The organism is Paenarthrobacter sp. TE4293, from assembly GCF_050435325.1.
Lineage (GTDB): Bacteria > Actinomycetota > Actinomycetes > Actinomycetales > Micrococcaceae > Arthrobacter > Arthrobacter nitroguajacolicus_C.
In genome coordinates this window covers 1-22,329 of record NZ_JBNJRY010000003.1, presented here as the reverse complement: position 1 = coordinate 22,329, position 22,329 = coordinate 1, and the positions used below count along the sequence as shown (strand labels likewise).

The following is a 22,329-nucleotide window of genomic DNA, read 5'->3' as shown; positions in this document are numbered from 1 at the left end:
GCCCCCAAGAACCCAGGTAAGAGGCGCACACTCATGACCGAGCCCGAACACAATCCCTTTGGCCTGATCGGCCTCACGTACGACGATGTCCTGTTGCTCCCGGGCCACACCGACGTCATCCCGTCGGACGCCGACACGTCGTCCCGCATCTCCAAGCGCATCTCCGTCCAGACCCCGCTGCTGTCAGCAGCCATGGACACCGTGACCGAGTCCCGCATGGCCATCGCCATGGCCCGCCAGGGCGGCTTGGGTGTCGTTCACCGCAACCTTTCCATCGACGACCAGGCCGAGCACGTCGACCGCGTCAAGCGCAGCGAATCGGGCATGATCACCAACCCGCTGACCATTGGCCCGCAGGCCACCTTGGAAGAGCTGGATGAACTGTGCTCGCGCTACCGCGTCTCCGGCCTTCCCGTGGTGGACACCGACGGACGCCTGCTGGGCATTGTCACCAACCGCGACACCCGCTTCATTCCTGAGTCGGAATTCCCGCTGCGCAGCGTCAGCGACGCCATGACCAAGATGCCGCTCATCACCGGGCATGTTGGCATCAGCCGCGAAGAAGCCTCGCACAAGCTGGCTACCAACAAGATCGAGAAGCTCCCGCTGGTTGACGAGCAGGGCCGCCTTAAGGGCCTCATCACCACCAAGGACTTCACCAAGGCAGAGCAGTACCCGCTGGCCACCAAGGACGACGAAGGCCGCCTGCGCGTCGGTGCTGCCATCGGCTTCTTCGGCGACGGCTGGGAGCGCGCCATGAAGCTCATCGACGCCGGCGTGGACGCCCTGTTCGTGGACACCGCCAACGGCCACTCCCAAGGTGTGCTGGACATGATCCGCCGCCTCAAGTCGGATCCGATTGCTGCCCACGTGGACATCATCGGTGGCCAGGCCGCAACCCGTGAAGGTGCCCAGGCCCTGATCGACGCCGGTGCCGACGGCATCAAGGTTGGTGTCGGCCCGGGATCCATCTGCACCACCCGCGTGGTGGCAGGCGTTGGTGTCCCGCAGATCACCGCTATCTACGAGTCCGCCAAGGCTGCCATTCCGGCCGGCGTTCCGTTGATTGCCGACGGCGGACTGCAGTACTCGGGCGACATCGGTAAGGCGCTGGTTGCCGGTGCCGACACGGTAATGCTCGGCTCCCTCCTGGCCGGTTGTGAGGAGTCCCCGGGCGACCTCATCTTCGTCAACGGAAAGCAGTTCAAGAGCTACCGCGGCATGGGCTCCCTGGGTGCCATGCAGTCCCGCGGCAAGAACACCTCCTACTCCAAGGACCGCTACTTCCAGGCTGACGTTTCCGGCGACGACAAGCTCATCCCCGAAGGCATCGAGGGCCGGGTTGCCTTCCGTGGCCCGCTGGCCTCGGTGGCATACCAGTTGGTCGGCGGCCTCCGCCAGACCATGTTCTACACCGGTGCTCCCACCATTCCCGAGCTCAAGGCGCGCGGCAAGTTTGTCCGCATCACCCCTGCCGGCCTGAAGGAATCGCACCCGCACGACATCCAGATGACCGTCGAGGCGCCGAACTACGGTTCCCGCTGATCGGTCTGAACAGTTCCCCGCGGAGTCATCTCCGCGGGGAACCTTTGTTTAAGCGGTCCAGCAGAAATGCCGGCCCATGAGAATAGGCTGGGGTCATGTCTGAAAAGTCCGCGCAACCGCGGCACCCGGAGTCCGTCCGGCTGAAGTCGACGCCGCCCCGCAAGTTGGCGCTGCGTCCTTACGCACGCGCCGTCGGGCAAGTCCTGAAGGTCAGCTTCAAAGCGTCGCCCGTCGCGGTGGTCATGAAGGTGCTTGGCTCGCTGATCTCCGCAACGCTTCCCTTGGTCACCACCTATTTTGCGGCCCTGACCACCACCGCCCTCGCGGCCGGTTATGCCGGGGACCCCGACGCCGGTCCGCAGGCGATCCTGTACGTCATCATCACCGCGGCGCTGGGGTTGTTCTGGGGTGCTTTCAGCAGCGTCGACCGCTACATCCAGCAGCTCATGAGCTTCAAAGTCGGCGCGATCGTGGGGGACATGATGTACCAGCGATTCCTGGCCCTGGAATTCTGGCGCTATGACGACAAGGAGACGGTGGACCTCTACGACCGTGCCAAACGGTTTTCCGACTCCTACGCCCGTGTGCTGGACCGGATAGCAGCGATCTTCACCCAGTTGGTGTCCGTCATCCTCGCCATCGGTGCGCTCGTCCTGGTCAGTTGGTGGATCGCCGTCATTGTCCTGGTGGCGATCGTGCCCAGCGTGTATCTGCAGTTCAAACTCTCCCGTGAGCAAATCGCGCACTGGAACACCCAGGTGGATTCGCGGCGGCAACGCCGGATGATCGAGCAGAACCTGTTGAGGCCACAGCACATTGCCGAGATGCGCCTGTACGGAATCGTGGGCTACCTTATGGACCTCCGGTCACGGCTCCGGGATGCCGACGAACGGCGGCGACTCGATTTCCAGAAGCGGTACATTCCCAAACAGCTGGCCGCGGACGCCCTCCAGTACGGCGCCGAGGTGGTGTCCCTGATCTGGGTTGTCGGCCAGATCATCGCGAGGGCCCAGCCTGTGGGCCAGTTCCTCTATGTACAGCAGATCGTGAGCCGGGCGCTGTCAACGGCCAACAACCTTGTTTCTTCCTTGAGTTCCATTGACGAGGACCTCGCCAACCTCAAGGATTATGAGCTCTTCATGGCACTACCTGTGCCCAGCGGCAACGAACAACCCCTGGCTGCATCGCCCCGGACGGTGGAACTCAGGGATATCCGTTTCAGTTACACCGGCAGCGATATCGAGGTCATCAAGGGGATATCGATGACCATCAAGGCCGGCCAGCATATTGCGATCGTGGGCGAGAATGGCGCAGGCAAGTCCACGCTCATTCGTATCCTGGCGGGCCTGTACCGTCCCGATTCGGGCCAGGTATTGCTGGACGGCGTCGACCTTGCCGGCATTGATGTCACCAGCTGGCACCGGCACCTCGCTGTGCTGAGCCAGGAGTTCCTGAAGTACGAGTTTGCTACCGCGGCGGAGAATATCTACCTCGGCGACGTGGACCAGCCACGGGACGATGACCGTATCCGGAGGGCAGCCTCCGATGCCGAGGCCATGGAATTCATCAACAAGCTGCCCAACGGCCTGGAAAACCACGTCAGCAACTGGATGGAGGATCCCCGCGGGCGCAAGGGCAGTGGCCTGTCCGGCGGGCAATGGCAGCGGCTGGCGATGGCACGCAACTTCTACCGCGATGCCTCGTTCATGGTCATGGACGAACCCACCTCCGCCATTGACGCCCTCGCTGAGCACCGCATCTTCACCCGGCTTTTCGCCGACAGAAGCAGCACCATCATCGCCATCAGCCACCGCCTTGCCACCATCGAGAAAGCCGACATTGTCTACATGCTGGAGGACGGCCGCATCGCGGAGCAGGGGACACACAAGGAGTTGGTGGCGTTGAGGGGACGCTACTTCCGGATGTTCGAGTCCCAGCTCTCCGTTGACGAGACGAGCCAGAATACGCCCTGAGATTTAGAGGGGGCCGTACCCGGCATCGCCATAGGGGTCACGCCAGGTGGCAAGGTCCTGTTCCAGAAGCGCCCGGAAGCGGGGATCATGTGCGGCCTTGCTGCGGAGTGATTCCCGGGACCGGCCCATGATGGTGGCCGGGACGATGATCGCGGCCACGAGGAGGCAGATCATGAACGCAAGGACCGTGGCCAACGTCAGCAGGGCAGCGGGATCCTGCCAGTTCGATGGTTTAGCCACGAGGGCGAACAGCCCTGTGAAGGCAATCAGGACGAAGCCCACGAAGGAAAGAGCTCCCCGCAGGCTCCCTGGCCCACGATTAACGTAGGCCCGGATTGTTCGAGGCAAACGGTCCCGCACCCGCGCGTAGAAGACGCAGCTGAGCACGGTGATCGCCGCACCGGGAAGGCTGAGGGAGGGGACAGGCGCCAACGTGCCGAGCCGAATGGCGAGGAAGGCGCCCAGGAGAACGAGGAATACGCCGACCCCGATTCCGGCAGCCCAGGCGCCCATCAGGGAGCCGCGCGCGCCGGCGAGTTCACGCAGGCGGGAGCGCGCACTGGACGGAGTGATGGCCGAGAGCTCCGGGGAAAGCCAATAGTCCAGAGGGTGCGAAGAATAGGGGAGCGGAGCGGGGCCAGTCCGATAGCTCATCCGGGGTACGGCTCCAACGCAATGACAGCAAGGAGCTCTTGGCCGGTGTTGGCCGACACCTGAAGTTCATCGTCCTGAGTGGTCATTGCTGCCTTCCCCTAAGCGGTTTGTGTCCAGTTTAGGAAGCGGCTTGATCAGGTGGGACATCCACCGGGGTCATTCGCACACTTTGTGAAGTGTTTATCTGTCGAATCGGGGTTCTGGGAGGGGTCCAGTAAAGTAAGAGCCGTGACTTATGAGATTGAGATTGGCCGTGGCAAGCGTGGGCGTCGTGCCTACTCCCTGGATGACATCGCGATCGTCCCGAACCGCCGGACGCGTGACCCGAAGGACGTCTCTGTCTCCTGGCAGATCGACGCCTACAAGTTCGACACTCCCGTGATCGCCGCTCCCATGGACTCCGTGATGTCCCCGGACACAGCAATCGCGTTCGGCCGCCTCGGTGGCCTTGGCGTCCTGGATCTCGAAGGCCTGTGGACCCGCTACGAGGACCCGCAGAAGGTACTCGATGAGATCGCCGACCTGGCTGATGAGACCAGCAGCCCGGCCGTCACCCGACGCATGCAGGACCTCTACCAGGCGCCCGTCCAGCCGGAACTCATCAGTTCCCGCCTCGCCGAGATCCGCGCCGCAGGCGTTACGGTGGCCGGCTCCCTGACCCCGCAGCGCACCCAGGAACACTACAAGACCGTGGTGGCTGCCGGCGTCGACATCTTTGTGATCCGTGGAACCACGGTATCGGCCGAGCACGTCTCCAAGAACCACGAACCCCTGAACCTCAAGCAGTTCATTTATGAACTCGACGTCCCCGTGATCGTGGGCGGTGCAGCAGGTTACACGCCTGCCCTGCACCTCATGCGCACCGGCGCAGCTGGTGTCCTGGTGGGCTTCGGTGGCGGTGCAACCACTACCACCCGCCGTGCCCTGGGCATCCATTCGCCCATGGCGTCGGCGATCTCCGACGTCGCTGCGGCACGCCGCGACTACATGGATGAGTCCGGTGGCCGCTACGTCCACGTTATTGCCGACGGCGGCATGGGCAGCTCGGGCGACATCGTCAAGGCCATCGCCATGGGCGCCGACGCCGTCATGCTCGGCAGTGCCCTGGCACGCGCTGAAGAAGCTCCTGGCCGCGGCTGGCACTGGGGTCCGGAAGCGCACCACCTGGAAACACCCCGCGGCGACCGCGTCAACGTCGGTACTGTCGGTCCGCTGGAAGAGGTCCTCTTCGGACCCGGCCACCACACCGACGGCACCTCCAACCTCATCGGTGCCCTGCGCCGTTCCATGGCAACCACCGGCTACTCGGACCTCAAGGAGTTCCAGCGGGTCGACGTCGTGGTCTCGCCCTACGCCGGAAACTGATTGGACGCCGCCCTGTGATGAGCCGGCAGGTCCTGCCGCTTGAGCGTCTGTGACTGTTGCCCTGCCCAAGGCGGCGGGCAGCAAGTAGGGTAGGGGACTACCAGCTGTTGCGTTTGAGGAGGGGTCCGATGAGCAATGTCGCAGGCGGTCCACAGGCGAGTTCCCCGGGAGCACTGAGCCCGGAATCCCGTGCCGCATCGATCGAAGTCCTGAAAGCCACCGCGGAAGCCGGTAAGGAGCTCGACATCCTGATCGTCGGCGGCGGCGTGGTGGGGGCCGGTGCAGCCCTCGATGCCGTCACCCGCGGCCTCTCGGTAGGCATCGTTGAAGCCCGGGACTGGGCGTCGGGCACCTCGTCACGGTCCTCCAAGCTCATCCACGGCGGACTCAGGTATTTGGAGATGCTCGACTTCGGCCTGGTCCAGGAGGCACTCCAGGAGCGCGGCCTGCTGATCCAGCAGATCGCACCCCACCTGGTGCGCCCCGTGCCGTTCCTCTACCCGCTGACGCACCGGTTCTGGGAACGTCCCTACGTCGGCGCGGGCATCATGCTGTACGACACCCTGGGCCTGACCTCCGGGCACAGCCGCGGGGTTCCCATGCACAAACACCTGTTCAAGCGTGGAACGCTGCGGGCGGCGCCCAGCCTGAAGGATGACGCGTTCGTGGGGTCGATCCGGTACTACGACGCACAAGTGGACGACGCCCGCCTGGTGGTCAACGTGGTCCGAACCGCAGCCCACTATGGCGCCCACGCTGCCAACCGCCTGCGCGTCGTGGACTTCCTCCGCGAGGGGGAACGCGTGGTGGGTGCGAAGCTCGAAAACCAGGAAGACGGCGATGTCTTCGAAGTACGGGCAAAGCAAGTGGTCAATGCCACCGGAGTCTGGACGGACGAAACACAGGCCATGGTCACGGACCGTGGCCAGCTCAAGGTCCGGGCCTCCAAGGGCATCCACTTGGTGGTGCCGCGCGACCGTTTCCAGTCCACTGTGGGTCTGATCCTGCGTACCGAAAAATCAGTGCTTTTCGTGATTCCCTGGGGCCGTCACTGGATCATCGGCACCACCGATACCGACTGGACGTTGGACAAGGCCCATCCCGCAGCCTCGAGCAAGGACATCGACTACGTCCTGGAGCACGTCAACAAGGTGCTTAAGCGCCCACTGACCAGGGAAGACGTGGAAGGGGTCTACGCCGGTCTTCGGCCGCTGCTGGCAGGCGAGAACGATTCCACTGCCAAGCTCTCGCGGGAGCACGTGGTGGCCCATCCTGTTCCTGGTCTCGTGGTGGTTGCCGGCGGCAAATACACTACCTACCGGGTCATGGCCAAGGACGCCGTGGACGAGGCAACCAGGGCCATGGACGAACGAGTTCCGCCCAGCTGCACCGAGACCATTCCCTTGCTTGGCGCAGAAGGCTTCAAAGCGGCCTGGAACCGACGGGGCCGTTCAGCGGAGCAGGCCGGCGTCCACGTGGCGCGGGTGGAGCACCTCCTGAACCGTTACGGGTCCATGACCCCGGAAGTGCTGGAGTTGATCTCCCAGCGTCCGGAATTGGGTGAGCCCCTGCCTGGTGCCGACGATTATCTTGCTGCGGAAGTCGTCTATGCGACCACCCACGAGGGCGCCCGGCACGTGCACGACGTTTTGACGCGCCGAACGCGGATTTCCATCGAATCGTGGGACCGGGGTGTGTCTGCCCTGCCCGTAGTAGCTAAGCTGATGGGAGAAATCCTTGGCTGGAGCGAGACTCAGCGCGAAAGCGAAATCAAGCACTACCTGGCACGCGTGGAAGCTGAACGGCTCAGTCAGCAGCAGCCCGACGACGAATCGGCGGATGCCGCGCGCATGGGAGTGGATGACATCGTTCCCCTTCGCTGACCAGCTCAGGAACATGCGGCCGGAAGGCCACACTGGAGGGAACACGACTTGGCTGAACCACTTGACCGGTATGACGCGGAACTGACCACCCCGGACACCGTCATTCTTGAACTTGTCGCCGAGGACAAGACCGACGCCGCTGCCCAGCTGGCCCATAAGCTTCACGATGCCGGCAGGATCACCAACCTTGAAGGATTCCTGGAGCAAGTACACTCCCGGGAACACCAGCTGGCCACAGGGCTTCCCGGTGGCATTGGCCTTCCGCATGCGCGCAGTGAATTCGTGGACAGGATTTCCATTGCGGTGGGCGTGACCAAATTCGGCCATGCCCTGGACTTCGGGGCAACCGACGGTCCTGCAACGTTGATCCTCCTCATTGCCACTCCCGCCAGTTCCTTCTCCGACCACCTCGAGGTCCTGGCCACCCTGGCCCGTTCGCTGTCCAAAGAGTCCTTCCGGGAGTCCCTCCGCCGGGCCCACGACCCCGAGGTCATTTCCGAGCTCATCAACTCCAGCCTGGTGTTCTTCGACCACTGAGATTGGGGCAGGCCCCTGCGTGTCGACTTCGTCGCCAAGCAGTGTCCCTGCTGCCCCACTCCGGGGCAGGCTCTTTCGTGTACAGGGCAGGCCCTTTGCCTCGTTTCGTTGTTCTACAGCCGGACGAAGTACGGTTAAGGGGTGTTGAAAACCGCGTTGAAACCCCGCTGGATCGCAGGACTGGTCTTTGCGCTTCTGCTGTCCGCGGTGTTCGTGCTGCTCAGTCAGTGGCAGCTCAGCCGGTCCGCCCAGCACGAGCCTCCCGCGCCGTCGAGCATCGAAGAAGTGAAACCGCTGGTGGACGTCCTCCAACCGGGCCAGTTCTTCCCCGGTTCGGTCTCGGACCAGATGGTCACCGCCACAGGAACGTACGATCCCGGCAAGCAGGTCCTCGTGGAGGGCCGCCTGCACAACAACCAAAAAGGCTTCTGGATCGTCTCTGCCTTCGCCGTCGACAACGCTCCGGCGCTGAGCGGTGTTGCCGCCTCGCCCCAAACGTGGATCCCCGTGGCGCGGGGCTGGGTTGCCGATGCCGCCCAAGCCGGGCCGCCGCCGTCGGGAACCATTACCTTGACCGGTCGCCTCATCCCTTCTGAAGCGCCCGTTCCAAACGTCGACGCCGGTCCAGGACGCGCGTCCGCCGTGTCCAGTGCCGAGCTCGTCAACACGTGGGAAGTTTCCAGCTACCCGGGGTTTGTTGCTGCGACGTCGGAAGTCTCCGGCGGCGTGACCATTCCCCTTGGCGATAACGTCCAGGCCCTCAACATCCCGCCCCAGCCGCCTGCAGAGCAGGTCAACTGGCTGAATCTCTTCTACGCCGTGGAATGGGTTGTCTTTGCGGGATTCTCCATCTTCATCTGGTGGCGGCTGGTCAAGGACGATTACCGGCGCGACCTTGAAGACGACGAATTCGACGACGAGTACGGGGATGAAGACGGGGACCCGCCGGTTACTCCCGTGGTTCCCGCAAAAACTACAAGCCCAGAGCCAGAACAAAAGGTGCAGCAATGATTGAGCCAAAACCGGCCATCCAGCCCGAGCAGTCAGGACCCAAACCGAAGAAGCGGCGCTTCGGCGGAACGGAAGCACAGATCCGTTCGGCGTTGAAGTTCTACAAAGTCATGGCCTACCTCACCGGTGCCATGCTGCTTCTGCTGTGTGCGGAACTGATCGCCCGCTACGGGTTCGGTGTTTCGCTCTTTGCCGGGGGCACGAGCGCGGTTACAGGCCAGCCGTTCGGTTTCGGCTTCGCGGAATCCGAGCCCAAAGGCGTCATCGGCGGGTTCAACATCTCCACGTCGGTGCTGATCGTCCACGGTTGGATGTACGTGGTGTACCTGGTGTCGAACTTCCGCCTGTGGTCGCTGATGCGCTGGCCTTTCTCCAAAATGGTCCTCTTGGCCCTGGGCGGTGTGGTCCCGCTTCTGTCCTTCATCGTGGAGAAGAAATTCCACGCGCAGGTCGAAGCGGAACTTGCCGCCAACCCGCAAGCGTCCAAGCGCTACTAGGAACTGATGGCATCCCAGTGTGAGATGCCTAACTGCAAGGCCCGTTTAGGCCCTTGGCCGCCCTCGTCAACGTGCACCGGGGCGGCCCGGCAAAGTAGTCTTGTCTGGTGACTACTCCCACCGCACCCCAAACTTCCCAGAAGCCGGTGCTGGTTGTTGACTACGGTGCCCAGTACGCGCAGCTGATTGCCCGCCGCGTCCGTGAAGCGAATGTGTATTCGGAAATCGTTCCGCATACCTTCACCACCGAGCAGCTTCTGGCCAAGAACCCGGCAGCCATCATTCTTTCCGGCGGACCCTCCAGCGTCTACGCTGAGGGCGCGCCGTTCGTGGGCGCTGACCTCTTTGAGGCCGGCGTTCCCGTTTTCGGCATCTGCTACGGATTCCAGGCCATGGCGAATGCCTTGGGTGGGAAAGTGGCCCAGACCGGTTTGCGGGAGTACGGCGCCACCGAAGCCCTCCTGGTGGGCGACGCACGCTCCATCCTCGACGGCGTCCCGGCGTCGCAGAACACCTGGATGAGCCACGGTGACTCCGTTCACGAGGCGCCCGAGGGCTTCGAGGTGCTCGCGACCACGGCCGGAGCCCCAGTGGCTGCCTTCGCCAACGATGAGAAGCGCCTCTTCGGTGTGCAGTGGCACCCGGAAGTGAAGCACTCCGTTCTTGGCCAGCATGTCCTGGAGAACTTCCTGTTCAAGGGAGCGGGCCTGAGCCCCAACTGGACCACGGGCAACATCCTCGAAGAGCAGGTGGAACGCATCCGCCAGCAGATCGGTGACTCCAAGGTCATTTGCGGTCTCTCCGGTGGCGTGGACTCCGCAGTCGCGGCTGCTCTGGTGCAGCGCGCGGTCGGCGATCAGCTGACCTGTGTCTTCGTGGACCACGGCCTCCTTCGGGAAGGCGAAGCCGAGCAGGTTGAACGTGACTTCGTGGCCGCAACAGGTGTCAACCTGTACGTTGCGAACGAACAGGAACGCTTCCTGTCGGCGCTTGCCGGCGTCAGCGATCCCGAAACCAAGCGCAAGATCATTGGCCGGGAGTTTATTCGCGCCTTCGAGGAAGCGGAGCGGGCCATCATCGCCCAGGCCGCGGCCGACGGCGAGAAAATCAAATTCCTGGTTCAAGGCACCCTGTATCCGGATGTCGTCGAATCCGGTGGTGGCGAGGGCGCTGCAAACATCAAGAGCCACCACAACGTGGGTGGGCTTCCGGAGGACCTGCAGTTCGAGCTTGTCGAGCCGCTGCGGGCCCTGTTCAAGGACGAAGTCCGGGCAGTCGGTGCCCAGCTTGGCCTGCCGCAGGAAATTGTTGGCCGCCAGCCGTTCCCGGGCCCCGGCCTGGGTATCCGCATCGTGGGGGAAGTGACCAAGGAACGCCTGGACCTCCTGCGTAAGGCAGACGCCATTGCCCGTGCCGAGCTCACGGCTGCAGGGCTGGATAACGACGTTTGGCAGATGCCGGTGGTCCTGCTCGCTGATGTCCGCAGCGTCGGTGTTCAGGGCGATGGCCGCACTTACGGCCACCCGATTGTGCTCCGTCCGGTGTCTTCCGAAGACGCCATGACGGCGGACTGGTCGCGGTTGCCCTACGACCTCCTGGCCCGGATCTCCAACCGCATCACCAATGAGGTTGATGGAGTGAACCGCGTGGTGCTGGACGTGACCAGCAAGCCACCGGGAACCATCGAGTGGGAATAGCATTCTGAGTGGCCGGCCTCCTCTGGGAGGCCGGCCACTTTGCTTGCGCCATCAGGGCGGTCCTGACCGTCGAAATCGGCAGGCACCTGTGAAATGACGGCGAATTTCGCATCGGGACAGCGTTGCGGAGCGGGCTGGAAGGGTATTCCCGCTACCCTCGAAGGTATGCCGGTATGGTCCAAGGCGTCTAAAGCTAGTACAGAAAAGAAGGCAGAAGTTGTGTCAGTAGGTCAAGGCCAGGAAGAGGGCTCCGAAGAGCTCCGTAAATGGCTGTCTGGTCTTAAGCCCGTCACCGGGGCGGACACGATGCTGCGCTTCGTCAAAACGCCCGAAGGCGCCATTGACCTCAGCAATGCGCACCCCTCGGGACTGGCGCAGTTGCTCGCAGGCCGCAGAACACGCCTGTCCACCCTGATCAGGGACCGGCAACAATACTTGGTGGCGGCGCGGGCAGCACGCAACATCAGGTCCAAGATCTTCGAGCTGAGCAACGACCGTGGTATCGAGGCCGGATATTTGTCCGCCGGTACTGTTGTGTGGACCTCCGCCGTCGGCGGTAAACCCCAGCGGGTGTCGGCGCCGGTGATGCTCACGTCCATCATCTTGACGGTCCGCCCTGGCGAAGACGACTTCGAACTCCAGCTCACCGAACAGGCACGGATGAACCCTGCCCTGGTACGCCACCTCAAATCAGTCCACGGCATCGTTTTCGACGTCAATGCAGTGGCCCGCATGGCTTACAATACGGCAAGGTTCGACCCCCAGCCGGTCCTGGACCGCCTCTCCACGCTCGTCCAGCCGATTCACGGCGCCGAGGTGGAGTTCAACCTGCTGGTCACCACCCTGGCTGACCTCTCAGGCAACCTCGATGATCCGTGGATCAATATGAACAACCCCACGGTCGCCGCGCTGTCCATGGCTGCAAACGGTGCCGACATCGAGCCGGAAACCGTCAAGGCGGGCCGGTTCCCGAGCCTGGACCTCCGTGACCCGGCAGATGAGCTCCTCCTGCTCGACGCCGACACGGACCAGCAGTACGTGGTCGATGCCGTTCGCGCCGGGGATTCGCTGGTTGTCAGCACCCCACCTGGAAGCGGTCAGACCCAAACGGCCATCAATGCCATCGGCGCACTGGTCTTCGAAGGCAAATCCGTTCTGGTGGTAGGGGACAGGCAGTCCAGCCTCGCGGGACTTTCCGCCCATCTGGAATCGCTGGGCCTGGACTCCATGCTCTTCCGCCCGGGCAACGGGACTACTCCGCAGCAGCTCAAGGGCCAGTTGGTCCGCGCCATCATGCGCAATGAGAAAGCGCTCGAACCTCAACTGGGCAATCTGCACCAGACGCTGACCGGGCACCGGCACGCGCTGATGGACCACGTCGCATCACTGCACAACGTCCGTGAACGGTGGGGTTGCTCGCCGTACCAGGCCATGCAGTCGCTGGCGGAGTTGACGTCCATCCACCCCGCGCCTTCCACGACGGTTCGTCTGAAGCGCAGCGTCCTGGACAACATTAAGGACCGGGAAGAACTCGCAGGCCGCCTGCGTCGGGCGGCTGAACTGGGCAGCTTCAGCCGGGCATCCACGTCCAGCCCCTGGTACGGAGCGCGCTTGGTCACCCGTAAGGAGACCGAGGAAGCCCAGCAGCTTGTGCGCTTGGCGGAAGAGAAGCTTCCCGTCCTGCGGGATCGCATGAAGCAGGTGTCCGATCACGCAGAAATCAGGCTGGGGGACACCTTCACGGAGTGGGGTGCGCAGCTTGAACTGTTGATTGCCGTCCGGGAGAGCCTGGATAAGTTCACTCCCGACATCTTTGACAGGCCGGTGCACGACCTCATCTCTGCTACCGCCAGCTCCGCCTGGCGTCGGGAGCGGAATCTGGAGATGCCCTCCATGCAGCGCTCCCGCTTGCGCCGCGTAGCCAAGGAATATGTGCGGCCCGGTGTCCACATCGCCGACCTCCACAGCTCCCTGGTCCTGGTCCAGGAGCAGCGTGCATTGTGGGCCGGCTACGCCACTACCCAGCGCCACCCTGCTGTGCCGTCCGGGCTTGCCGACCTTGGTGCGCTCTACAGGGAACTTGATGGAGAGCTGCATCGGCTCGGTGCCGCCCTGGAGCACACCAGTGCCGGTGGCTCCCTCCACGGGACACCGTACCTGGAGCTGATGGAGCGGTTGGAACGGCTTGTCGCAGACACCGACACGCTGGAGACCCTCCCTGAGCGCACCCTGCTGATCGAGGAAATGCGCGAGCATGGTCTTGGCGAGCTTCTTGCGGACCTGGCTGCCCGCGAAGTCCCGGCCGCCTCCGTGGCCGCTGAACTTGACCTTGCCTGGTGGCAGTCCGCTTTGGAAGCCATGATCAGCGGCGACGACTACCTTGCCATGTCCGATGGCGATTCGTTGCGCCGCCTGGAGGCCGAATTCCGGCTGGCGGACCAGGCCCACATCGCCAGTGGTGCCGCGCGTCTTCGGTGGCAGTTGGCACAGAAATGGCGTCAGGGCTTGCTCGAACACCCGAGGCAGGCGGAATTGCTGCGTGCCTTGCTGAAGGACGGGCGCGTAACGCTGCCGGCCCTGAGCGCCCAGGCGCCGGACCTTGTACCCCTGCTGGTTCCGGTGTGGTCCGTGAGCCCGTACCTCCTCACTGGTGTTCTTCCGGCAGAGCAAAAGTTCGACGCCGTCGTGGTGATTGATGCTGAATCCACGTCCCTCCAGGCGGTGCTTCCTGCCATCGCCCGGGCGAAGCAGGTGGTGGCGTTCGGGGATGCGAAGATCGCCCATGCGCGGACGTTCAGCGTTGCCGTGGAACCTCCGGTGGCCGGCGTGGCCAGCCACGAGAATGTGGACAGCGCTTTCAAAGCACTGGCACGGGTCCTTCCCACGTGGCAGCTGAACTGGGTTTACCGCGCGGTGGACGAGGACCTGATTCTCCAACTGAGCAAGAATTACTACGAGGGTGGCCTGAAGCGCCTGCCTGACGGCAACTCGGTAACGGGCCTGGACCGTTCGATCGTGGTGGAGTACATTCCTGATGGCACCGGTCTTCCGGGGGCGGACCATGAGGGCGTGGAGTCTGTTACGGCCGAGGTCAACCGTGTGGTGGACCTCGTCTTCGAACATGCCAGGCTCCGCCCCCGCACGTCCCTTGCGGTTGTCACGGCAAGTTTGCGCCATGCGGCCCGTATCGGTGAGGCCATCAGGCTCCAACTGCCGAACCATCCGTTGCTGTCCACGTTCTTCGGAGCCGGCCCCGAGTCGTTCCGCGTGGTGGACCTTGAGCGGGCCCAGGGCCTGGTGAGGGACCACGTCATCTTCTCTCTTGGCTATGGTCGTACGCCCCACGGCCGGGCACTTCACTCGTTCGGTCCACTGTCCACCGAAGGTGGCCGGAACCGGTTCGCCTTGGCGATGACCCGTGCCCGGCGATCCATGCATGTCCTGAGTTGCTTCCGCCCCGAGGACCTCGACCTCGATCGTCTGGCCCATGGTGCGGTGGACTTCTATGAGCTTCTGGACCGGGAGCTCTCCGGTAACAGCAATCTCGGGACGCCTGCTTCCCGGGCAGTTGCCAGTGAGCAAGCCCTCGGCGAGGATCCCCTCGTGGCCGATCTTGGGGAGCGTTTGCGTGCCCGGGGAGCCCGTGTCTGGCATCTGTACGATGGCGTGCTGGATATTGCGGCTGCAGCTGATCCCGTCCACACGATAGGCCGGGAAGGCGCAGAGATCCCCACCCCCGTGGCGATCGAATCCGATGGAACCGAACGTTATCGGCGGATGAGCGTTCGCGAACGGAGCAGGCTGCGTCCGCAACTCCTGGAGCGCATGGGATGGCGCTACATGTCCCTGTGGACCATCGAGGTCTTTACCGACCCTTCGTCCTGTGCGGATCGCATCGGATCCTATTTGGGGCTGGAGAACCACATTCCCCGGTCGACGTCGCCGCAGCATGGTTTCCTGGACATGGATGTTGAACAATTGAGTGTGGACAAGGCCCAGCCGACGTTTACACCAAGCGCGGCACTTCAGGCGGTCGACCAGTCTGATGATGGTGAAGATGATGTTGAGAATGAGAAAGAAGCACCACTGATGGAACAGGCAACCGGTCCGGACAGCGGGGCCGAGGCAGAATCGGGAACATCGGAGAGCGACGTTGCCCCGGCATCGTCGGATTCCACGCCGACCGCTGCCAAGCCAGGCGTAAGCGGCATCCTTCCTACCAAAGCTGCGGAAGACGATCCCCGGCGGTGGGGCGATGACTCCGGCTACGACCATGAGCAGTGGCTGAAGGAGCAAAAGCCTCCACACTGGGGCTAAGCCGCCCACAGCTGGTGACCCGCTCGTCACCGGCTGACCAAAACAAAGAAAAGCTTGCCTTGCGTTGATGCGCCGGCAAGCTTTTCTGCTTGTTGGGGATCTGCAGCCACTACCACCAACCCTTCGGTGTCGCTTGTCCCGAGCCATTCGCCTGCCTTGCCACCGTGGGCAGAGGTCCAGAGCACAGGGACGGGACCGGCTAGAACTTGGCTTTCCCTGGATTCGTCGTAGGAGCCTGCCGCTGTGAGGACCACGGTGACCAACTGCCCGGGCGAGAGGAGCTGTATGGACGACGGGTCTGCCATCCGTAAGGGAACGGCCGCTGTGCCCACGGGCGCCCCGGTGAGCAGGCCTGGCCCGAGGAGATTAGACTCCGTGGGAATCTGTCCCTTGCTCAGGGGTGAAGCCAACTGACGGCCGGCAAAGGGGGCGCCGTCTGGAAGAGCTCCCGGGATGGCCAGGTCCGGCGGCACGTCTTGGAGGGTGAAATCGCTTTCGGCAAGGCTGGTGCCCGTTGGAAGATCACGCGCTGCGACCAGAACGCTGACCCGCTGCTCCGGAACCGGTGTCAGTTGTTGGACGGCGAGGCCGGCGGCCAGGCACAGCAGGAGGGCGACCGTAAGCCGGCGGTTCCTTGCAAGCCATGAAAGGAAGCTTCGTTTCCTGCGGGCTTGGGCGCCATGATCGTGGGACCGGTCGAATCTTCCAGCATGCTGGCGGCGAACAGCTGGGCGTCCTGAACGGGCGCGCGGAACCGGACGCCGGGCGACGGGGGATGCTGAGCCCTGAGCGCTGGCAAGGAGGGCCCTTCGTGACTGATGTGGCATGCCGCCACGTTAGCCAGAGCACCGGGCCGCAAAACAGCGGTCCGGTGCTCTATGTGGAAAAGGTGCTGAGGTTAGCTGGCTGCAGCTGCCGGTGCTGCAGCGGGGGCCGGTGACGCAGCGGCAGGGGCTGCCGGCGCGGCAGAAACAGTGCTGCCCTTGGCATCACGGGAATCCGTACGGTAGAAACCTGAGCCCTTGAAGACGACGCCGACGCTGTTGAACTTCTTGCGAAGGGCGCCCTTGCACTCGGGGCACTCCGTCAGGGAGCTGTCAGAGAAGGACTGGACGATGTCAAAGGCATGGTCACAGTCTTTGCAGGCGTATGCGTATGTGGGCACTGAGTTCCTCCTTCAGGACAAAGGTCAGGTCCTGTGCGGCGATGGCGAGGAGTTTTCCTCGCATTAGCAGTCGCAGGGCCTGAGTGCCAATTCTATCACCCGTCTACGCGGCACGCGCCAGTGCATGTGCCGGACCTCACCGGGCCGGCCGGCCTTCCCGGGTCGCAGCCGCCGCATTGTCCAGCCGGACCACGCCGGAGGGCGTCAGCACTTCCCGCACGGGGCGGTCGAACGGTTCGGCGGGAATCGAACCTGACGGCAACAGGTCGTCGTCGTACACCACCGCGATGGTGGGAGGCCGCTGGCCGGAAGCGTCGAGGCCCTGGAGGAGCCGGTCGTAGTAGCCGCCGCCCTGCCCGATCCGGTTGCCATCTCTATCCACGGCCGTGGCGGGCATGAAGATGCCCGCCGCGCCGGCCACGACGTCGCTTTCCAAACGCTCGCCCTCGGGTTCGTCGATGGGGGCGAAGGAGGAGCGGACAAACACGGTCGCAGGTGTCCAATAGACCCAGCTCAGTTGCCTGCCGGGTTCGCAGACGGGAAGCAGGACGCGGTGGCCGGCATCGTGCAGGGCATTGATCAGCGCCATGGTGGGCGGTTCAAAGGCGACGCCGACGTACACGGCAAAAGTGGCTGCGGTGTCCGACGAGGCCTCGGAGGCCCATGCCGTTCCGTGCTGTGCGATCGACCTGCCGGCGGCGGCGATTTGTTCGGGGGTGAGGGTCCGCCTCTGGAGGCGGCGATTGCTGCGGATGTCTTCCTTGGATGCCATTGATGTCCGATCCTGAGGTTTGCGTGGTGCCCGTACAACAGCAGCTGCTGCCCGGCGGTACGCAGAAATGTTCTTCCGGCACGGCGAGGGTTTAGCCGATGATGTATTCCTTCCGTTACATTAGTCCGGTGACTCTCGATAACAATGCTGTCCGTAAGGCCGTCATCCCCGCAGCGGGTCTTGGTACCCGGTTCCTGCCTGCCACAAAGGCAATGCCCAAGGAAATGCTGCCCGTGGTTGACAAGCCAGCCATCCAGTACGTCGTCGAAGAAGCGGTCAAGGTTGGCCTGCACGACGTCCTCATGATCACAGGGCGCAGCAAGCGCGCCCTTGAAGATCACTTCGACCGTGTGCCCGCGCTGGAAGCGACGCTGGCGGAAAAGGGCGACACCGCCAAGCTTGAGGCCATCCAGTCCGCCACCAACCTCGGTGACATCCACTACGTCCGCCAGGGCGACCCCAACGGTCTGGGCCACGCTGTCCTTCGTGCAAAGCAGCACGTCGGTCACGAGCCCTTTGCCGTACTCCTCGGCGATGACCTGATTGATGCCCGCGATAACCTCTTGAGCGACATGATCGCCGTCCAGCAGAAGACTGGCGGTTCCGTCGTTGCATTGATCGAAGTGGAGCCTTCCAAGATCAGCGCCTATGGTTGCGCCGACGTCGAAGAAATCGGCGAAGAAGGCTATGTCCGCATCAAGCAGCTCGTGGAAAAGCCGTCTCCGGAAGAAGCGCCATCCAACCTTGCTGTGATCGGCCGCTACGTACTGCACCCGGCAGTGTTCGATGTGCTGGAAAAGACCGAACCAGGCCGTGGTGGCGAAATCCAGCTGACGGACGCCCTTGAGGTTCTGGCAGCCGGTGAAGGTGAAGGCTATGGCGTGTACGGCGTTGTCTTCCGTGGCCGCCGCTACGACACCGGCGACAAACTCAGCTACCTCAAGGCCTGCATCGAACTGGCATGCGAACGCGAGGACCTCGGTCCTGAATTGCGTGAGTGGCTGCCGACCTTCACTGCCGCGCTCCCCAAGTAACTCCGGTGTACGGCTCTGCTATCTGGCCGGTGACGCTGGAAAGCGGAGACCTGCTTCTTCGCCCTATCCGATACCGCGACAAGCGGGAGTGGTCTGAAGTCCGTGCGCGGAACAGCGAATGGCTTGCTCCCTGGGAGGCGTCCAACCCGGCCCCGGGTGGGCGCCTGCCCAGTTACCGGCAGATGGTGGGCTCGCTGAACCAGCAAGCCCGCCAGTCCACAGCGTTGCCGTTTCTCATTGTCGAGCGGACCCCGGGATTCCGGGAACCGCTCATCGTGGGCCAACTGACCGTTTCTTCCATCATTTGGGGATCGGCCATGATGGCCACCCTGGGGTACTGGGTGGACAAGGAGCGGGCGGGCCATGGGATAGCTCCGACGGCGGTCGCCATGGCAACCGATCATTGCTTCAAGGTACTCGGCCTTCATCGCATGGAAATCAACATCAGGCCCGAAAACGCGCCCAGCCTGCGGGTTGTGGAGAAGCTCGGGTTCCGGGATGAAGGCTACCGGGAGCGGTACCTGCATATTAACGGCGAGTGGGCGGACCACCGTTCCTTCGCCTTGACGTCCGACGAAGTTCCAGAGGGTCTGCTGCGTCGGTGGCTCAGGGGATAAACGGGCAGGTCATCGGCCATTTTGACCGTATCTCCAGTCATTTGCGGACTCGCCGGCGACACACCGGCCGCAATGCCGCCGCGCCCGGTGATTTGCTTCTACGGTTTTGAATGTGGACTTCCCTCTCAGCAGCTCAGTGATACTCGTGGTCACTGTCGCGCTGTGGATGGTCTGGGTGGCGCCCTATGTTCTGCGGAACAGGCGCCAACAAGTCCAAACGGCCGCTGTTCCAGCAGAGGCCATCGACGACGAACCAGACGAACCGCAGGCCGGGGTGGTACTGACTTTGGCACCTCAGCAGGAGAAACCGATGGAGACCATGCACAGCAAAGCACCGGCGTCGCCCCAGGAATCCCGCGTGGCAGAGTCGTCCCTTGGGAAAGCACCTACCACTCCGTTCACCATCCGCTACGCCCGGCTCACACTGGCTTTGGCCGGCCTTGCCCTGTTGGTGACGGCGGCCGTTTCCGGTGTCTTGCTCCTTTTTGGGACCGGATCGGTCTGGTTGCCACTGGTTTCGCTCATCGGGGCTGTGCTCGCCGTCGTGACGCTGCGGAAGCTGGCCCTGAGGGACCTTCGCGAGCGTCGGGCACGCCGCGCAGCGCAGGCGGCGCCTATTCCGACACCGGCGCGCTACTTGCCGAAGGAACCGTCGGTTGAACCGAAGGAAACCACGGTTTTCGACGCCGAAGCCAGCAGTCGTGAAGCTACGCGCCTTTCTGCCGTTGAACTTCGCCAGGCCGCATTGGCGGTCGCGGTAGCCGCGGGAGACACCTCCGCCCAGGCAGCCCAGGACTCCAAGGGTTCCAGTTGGGAGCCTGTTGCAGTTCCCAAGCCCACCTATGTTGAAGCCGCCAAGGCTCCGCGGCCCGCGCCTGAACCCTTGGACCTCCCTGAGGCTCCCAAGCCGGTGGGCAAGCCTGTCCTGAAGCAAAGCGCTGAGCAGGCCGAGGCAGCGGTTGTGGCCTCCGCCAAGGGCCAGAGCGCATTGAGCAACCTGGATGACGTTCTCCAGCGCCGCCGCGCCTAAGGTGCCGTGACCAGCGTCTGCGTCGCGGGTGGTACAGGGCAGGTTGGTCGGGAAGTTGTTCGGCTCGCCGCTGCAGCGGGGCTAAAGGTCACCGCGCTGTCCCGGCACGTGCCGCCTCACGGCTCGCAGAGGCGCCACGACGGCGTAACTTACGTTCGGGGCGACGTCACCACAGGGGAGGGGCTGGCAGCCGCTTTGGAGGGCGCCGACGTCGTTATTGATTGCCTCGAAGGGCAGTTCGGTAAAGCCCAACGGAAATTCGCCGACGGCGGTGCCCGGCTTCTTGCGGCGGCCCACCGCGCCGGCGTCACCAAGGCTGTGGCGTTATCCATCATCAACTGTGACAAGAGCACCTACTCCTATTACGTTTCCAAGGCGGACAAGGAACGGAAGTATGCTGCTTCGGCGCTGGAGACTGTGGTGGTTCGGGCCACCCAGTTCCATGGCTTGGTGGCCATGGTCTTCGCCGCCGGCGCGAAAGTGCGGCTCATTCCTGTATTCAAGGGTGCGAGGTTTCAGTCCATCTCTCCGGAGGACGTTGCGGGGGCCTTGCTCGACGCGGCGCTGGAGGGACCTGGCCCGGAGCGGCACCGCTTGGGCACAGTGGGCGGCCCGGAGGTGCTCACCATGAGGCAGATGGCGGAGTCGTGGATGGCGGCTACAGGCTCCAAGGGCAGGATCGTGCAGGTGCGGTTACCCGGAGCGATGGGCGCCTTCCTGCGTGCCGGCAACAACCTGGTCCCCGAACAAAAGGATGGCACCGTGACGTTCGTGTCGTGGTTGGAAAAGCGCAGGGAAAGTTTGTAGCCTAGGGACACTGGCCAGGCCGTGAAGGACTGGTCCAGGGGCTATAGCTCAGTTGGTAGAGCGCTTCGTTCGCATCGAAGAGGTCAGGAGTTCGAATCTCCTTAGCTCCACATGTGGCCGGGTTTTTCGACCTTACGTGTTTGTGGCTGCTGCCCGCATCAGGGGCAGTTCAGTGTGCCAGTAAGGGGTTGGCCTACCCAGGAGTTAGTGGAGTTGGGGACTTTGTAGTAGCCGCGGATCTGGTAGGTCCAGGTCCCTGACAGGTTGCCCACGCTTTGGACACCTGAGCTGTAGGACTTCCCTGAAGCTTTGCTCATGTCCCCGGTGAACTGCACGACGCCGTCCGGGTCAATGATCTTCAGCTCGTGATAGTTGGCGTAGGCGACAGCGGTGAACGCGCCGACGCTGATCTTTGCCTGGCCGAACCAAAGAAAAGAATCACAGGACTTTGTCACGGTGAGCGTGGAGGCAACCGGCGCCGGGATCCGGGCCGCCGTGACGGCCATGGCGCCTGTCGCAGTGTCGTTGAACTTTGCGTGGGCCGGCGAAACCTGGACACCCATCAGCAGGAGTACGGCGGCCAGAATGATGGCCGGTAGCTGCCAGGTGATGCCCTTGCCCTGCATTGCGTCGTTCCGTCCTTGTAGTGTGCCTGTTCCGCTTCCCAGTGTGCCCAACCGTCCTCAGGAAACGCCCCGGTGAACACTCAAGCTCCGCTCAAGAACGGAAGAACCCGCGACGACGCGTCAGGGAGCTGTGAGCTGCTGTGATGAGCTCGGCCCGTGAAGCCGTGCACCGGTTTGCTGTTTGCTGCAGTGCCGGGAGGGCCAGGGCGGCGTCGTCGAAGTGGTCTTCGCGGATCATTGATTCGATGGCCCGGCACTGATGCTCTGTTTCCAATGCACCGACCATGGCAGAACTGATCTTCAGGCTCAGAAGGGCCGTTGTGGTCTCATCTGGGTCGTGATCGTCCACCGCGTGGATGATGCGTTCAACCCGTTGCGGGAGCATCGTCAGGTACTTGGTGAGGAACCGCAGTGCCGGCTCCGGGTTTCCGAGCTCCTCTGCGAGGGATTGGAGCCTGCTCAGGTCCAGTTCGCCGCCAGGGCTACGCGGCGGTTTCATTGCGCTCATCCTGGCGTTCCTTTCATCATGGACCGGGGACGGGCCGGAAGGGCATGCCGGCCGGCCCCCGGGGCTTGTGGCGCAAACCCCTCACGAGGTCCGCGGTGGTTACTTCGTGGTTTCGGTGCGTTGGGTGCCGGTGAAGGAGAAGCCGATGGTGGAGGTGGCGCCTTGGAAGGTGTCGTTGGCGGTGGTGGGGAAGGCGGTGGTGACTTTGAGGTTGTCGGTTTTGGCCGAGGTCAGGGAGGTCAGGTTGTTCAGGACCTTGTTCGCTGCGATGACCGGGCCGTTGGCCAGGAC

19 protein-coding genes, 1 tRNA gene and 1 pseudogene are annotated in these 22,329 nt (G+C 63.4%); 14 read left to right on the top strand and 7 right to left on the bottom strand.

Annotated elements, in window-relative coordinates:
- Window positions 1-33 precede the first annotated feature (33 nt).
- Entirely contained in the window at window positions 34-1,545 is a 1,512-nt protein-coding gene (guaB, locus tag QF015_RS06410; protein ID WP_310205848.1) for an IMP dehydrogenase, read from the top strand.
- Window positions 1,546-1,640: 95 nt separating this feature from the next.
- Complete coding sequence (locus QF015_RS06405; protein ID WP_429387844.1) at window positions 1,641-3,518, top strand: ABC transporter ATP-binding protein; 1,878 nt, start codon at window positions 1,641-1,643, stop codon at window positions 3,516-3,518.
- A 3-nt stretch (window positions 3,519-3,521) separates the two neighbouring features.
- On the opposite strand, the gene QF015_RS06400 is transcribed toward QF015_RS06405, so the two are convergent.
- The gene (locus QF015_RS06400; protein ID WP_310205843.1) at window positions 3,522-4,172 is read right to left on the bottom strand and encodes a hypothetical protein; all 651 of its coding nucleotides are present in this window, start codon (window positions 4,170-4,172) and stop codon (window positions 3,522-3,524) included.
- A gap of 228 nt (window positions 4,173-4,400) precedes the next feature.
- Here QF015_RS06400 and QF015_RS06395 point away from each other — a divergent pair, with 228 nt between their 5' ends.
- From QF015_RS06395 to QF015_RS06365, 7 genes are all read left to right on the top strand, one after another.
- Window positions 4,401-5,537: a GuaB3 family IMP dehydrogenase-related protein gene (locus QF015_RS06395; protein WP_310205840.1), complete on the top strand. Its 1,137-nt coding sequence runs from the start codon at window positions 4,401-4,403 to the stop codon at window positions 5,535-5,537.
- Between the two features lie 128 nt (window positions 5,538-5,665).
- A complete protein-coding gene (locus tag QF015_RS06390; RefSeq protein ID WP_429387841.1) occupies window positions 5,666-7,420 on the top strand; it encodes a glycerol-3-phosphate dehydrogenase/oxidase in 1,755 nt (584 codons plus the stop codon).
- Between the two features lie 48 nt (window positions 7,421-7,468).
- On the top strand, window positions 7,469-7,957 hold the full coding sequence (locus tag QF015_RS06385) for a PTS sugar transporter subunit IIA (protein WP_310205834.1): 489 nt from the start codon (window positions 7,469-7,471) through the stop codon (window positions 7,955-7,957).
- A gap of 141 nt (window positions 7,958-8,098) precedes the next feature.
- A complete protein-coding gene (locus QF015_RS06380) occupies window positions 8,099-8,968 on the top strand; it encodes an SURF1 family protein (RefSeq protein WP_429387838.1) in 870 nt (289 codons plus the stop codon).
- Entirely contained in the window at window positions 8,965-9,465 is a 501-nt protein-coding gene (locus QF015_RS06375; protein ID WP_310205829.1) for a DUF3817 domain-containing protein, read from the top strand. The genes QF015_RS06380 and QF015_RS06375 overlap by 4 nt, the downstream gene beginning before the upstream one ends.
- Window positions 9,466-9,572: 107 nt before the next feature.
- Window positions 9,573-11,162, top strand: coding sequence for a glutamine-hydrolyzing GMP synthase (gene guaA / locus QF015_RS06370; protein WP_429387835.1), 1,590 nt, complete (start codon window positions 9,573-9,575; stop codon window positions 11,160-11,162).
- 165 nt (window positions 11,163-11,327) lie between these two features.
- Window positions 11,328-15,479, top strand: coding sequence for an AAA family ATPase (locus QF015_RS06365; RefSeq protein WP_429388461.1), 4,152 nt, complete (start codon window positions 11,328-11,330; stop codon window positions 15,477-15,479).
- A 26-nt stretch (window positions 15,480-15,505) separates the two neighbouring features.
- Here QF015_RS06365 and QF015_RS06360 read toward each other — a convergent pair whose 3' ends face one another.
- The 3 genes from QF015_RS06360 to QF015_RS06350 form a co-directional block, all read right to left on the bottom strand.
- Window positions 15,506-16,306, bottom strand: coding sequence for an RcpC/CpaB family pilus assembly protein (locus tag QF015_RS06360; protein WP_310205823.1), 801 nt, complete (start codon window positions 16,304-16,306; stop codon window positions 15,506-15,508).
- A gap of 71 nt (window positions 16,307-16,377) precedes the next feature.
- Window positions 16,378-16,644, bottom strand: a complete 267-nt coding sequence (locus tag QF015_RS06355) for an FmdB family zinc ribbon protein (protein WP_310205821.1) — start codon at window positions 16,642-16,644, stop codon at window positions 16,378-16,380.
- A gap of 136 nt (window positions 16,645-16,780) precedes the next feature.
- Complete coding sequence (locus QF015_RS06350; protein WP_429387831.1) at window positions 16,781-17,416, bottom strand: 5-formyltetrahydrofolate cyclo-ligase; 636 nt, start codon at window positions 17,414-17,416, stop codon at window positions 16,781-16,783.
- A 98-nt stretch (window positions 17,417-17,514) separates the two neighbouring features.
- Here QF015_RS06350 and galU point away from each other — a divergent pair, with 98 nt between their 5' ends.
- From galU to QF015_RS06325, 5 genes are all read left to right on the top strand, one after another.
- A complete protein-coding gene (gene galU / locus QF015_RS06345) occupies window positions 17,515-18,450 on the top strand; it encodes a UTP--glucose-1-phosphate uridylyltransferase GalU (protein ID WP_397336929.1) in 936 nt (311 codons plus the stop codon).
- A 5-nt stretch (window positions 18,451-18,455) separates the two neighbouring features.
- A complete protein-coding gene (locus tag QF015_RS06340; RefSeq protein WP_429388459.1) occupies window positions 18,456-19,067 on the top strand; it encodes a GNAT family N-acetyltransferase in 612 nt (203 codons plus the stop codon).
- A gap of 145 nt (window positions 19,068-19,212) precedes the next feature.
- Window positions 19,213-20,097: a hypothetical protein gene (locus QF015_RS06335; protein WP_310207033.1), complete on the top strand. Its 885-nt coding sequence runs from the start codon at window positions 19,213-19,215 to the stop codon at window positions 20,095-20,097.
- A gap of 6 nt (window positions 20,098-20,103) precedes the next feature.
- Window positions 20,104-20,904: an SDR family oxidoreductase gene (locus QF015_RS06330; protein ID WP_429387828.1), complete on the top strand. Its 801-nt coding sequence runs from the start codon at window positions 20,104-20,106 to the stop codon at window positions 20,902-20,904.
- A 37-nt stretch (window positions 20,905-20,941) separates the two neighbouring features.
- Window positions 20,942-21,014 (top strand) — tRNA-Ala (locus QF015_RS06325).
- A 48-nt stretch (window positions 21,015-21,062) separates the two neighbouring features.
- Here the strand turns inward: QF015_RS06325 and QF015_RS06320 are convergent.
- The 3 genes and pseudogenes from QF015_RS06320 to QF015_RS06310 all read right to left on the bottom strand — a co-directional run.
- Window positions 21,063-21,530 (bottom strand): SipW-dependent-type signal peptide-containing protein, encoded by a 468-nt coding sequence (locus tag QF015_RS06320; RefSeq protein WP_429387825.1) that lies wholly within the window; start codon window positions 21,528-21,530, stop codon window positions 21,063-21,065.
- Window positions 21,531-21,621: 91 nt separating this feature from the next.
- Window positions 21,622-22,038 carry an Hpt domain-containing protein gene (locus tag QF015_RS06315; protein ID WP_310205807.1) on the bottom strand — a complete coding sequence of 139 codons (417 nt, stop codon included), beginning with the start codon at window positions 22,036-22,038 and terminating at the stop codon, window positions 21,622-21,624.
- A 99-nt stretch (window positions 22,039-22,137) separates the two neighbouring features.
- Window positions 22,138-22,329 (bottom strand): annotated as a pseudogene (locus QF015_RS06310) (TasA family protein); the annotation flags it as partial.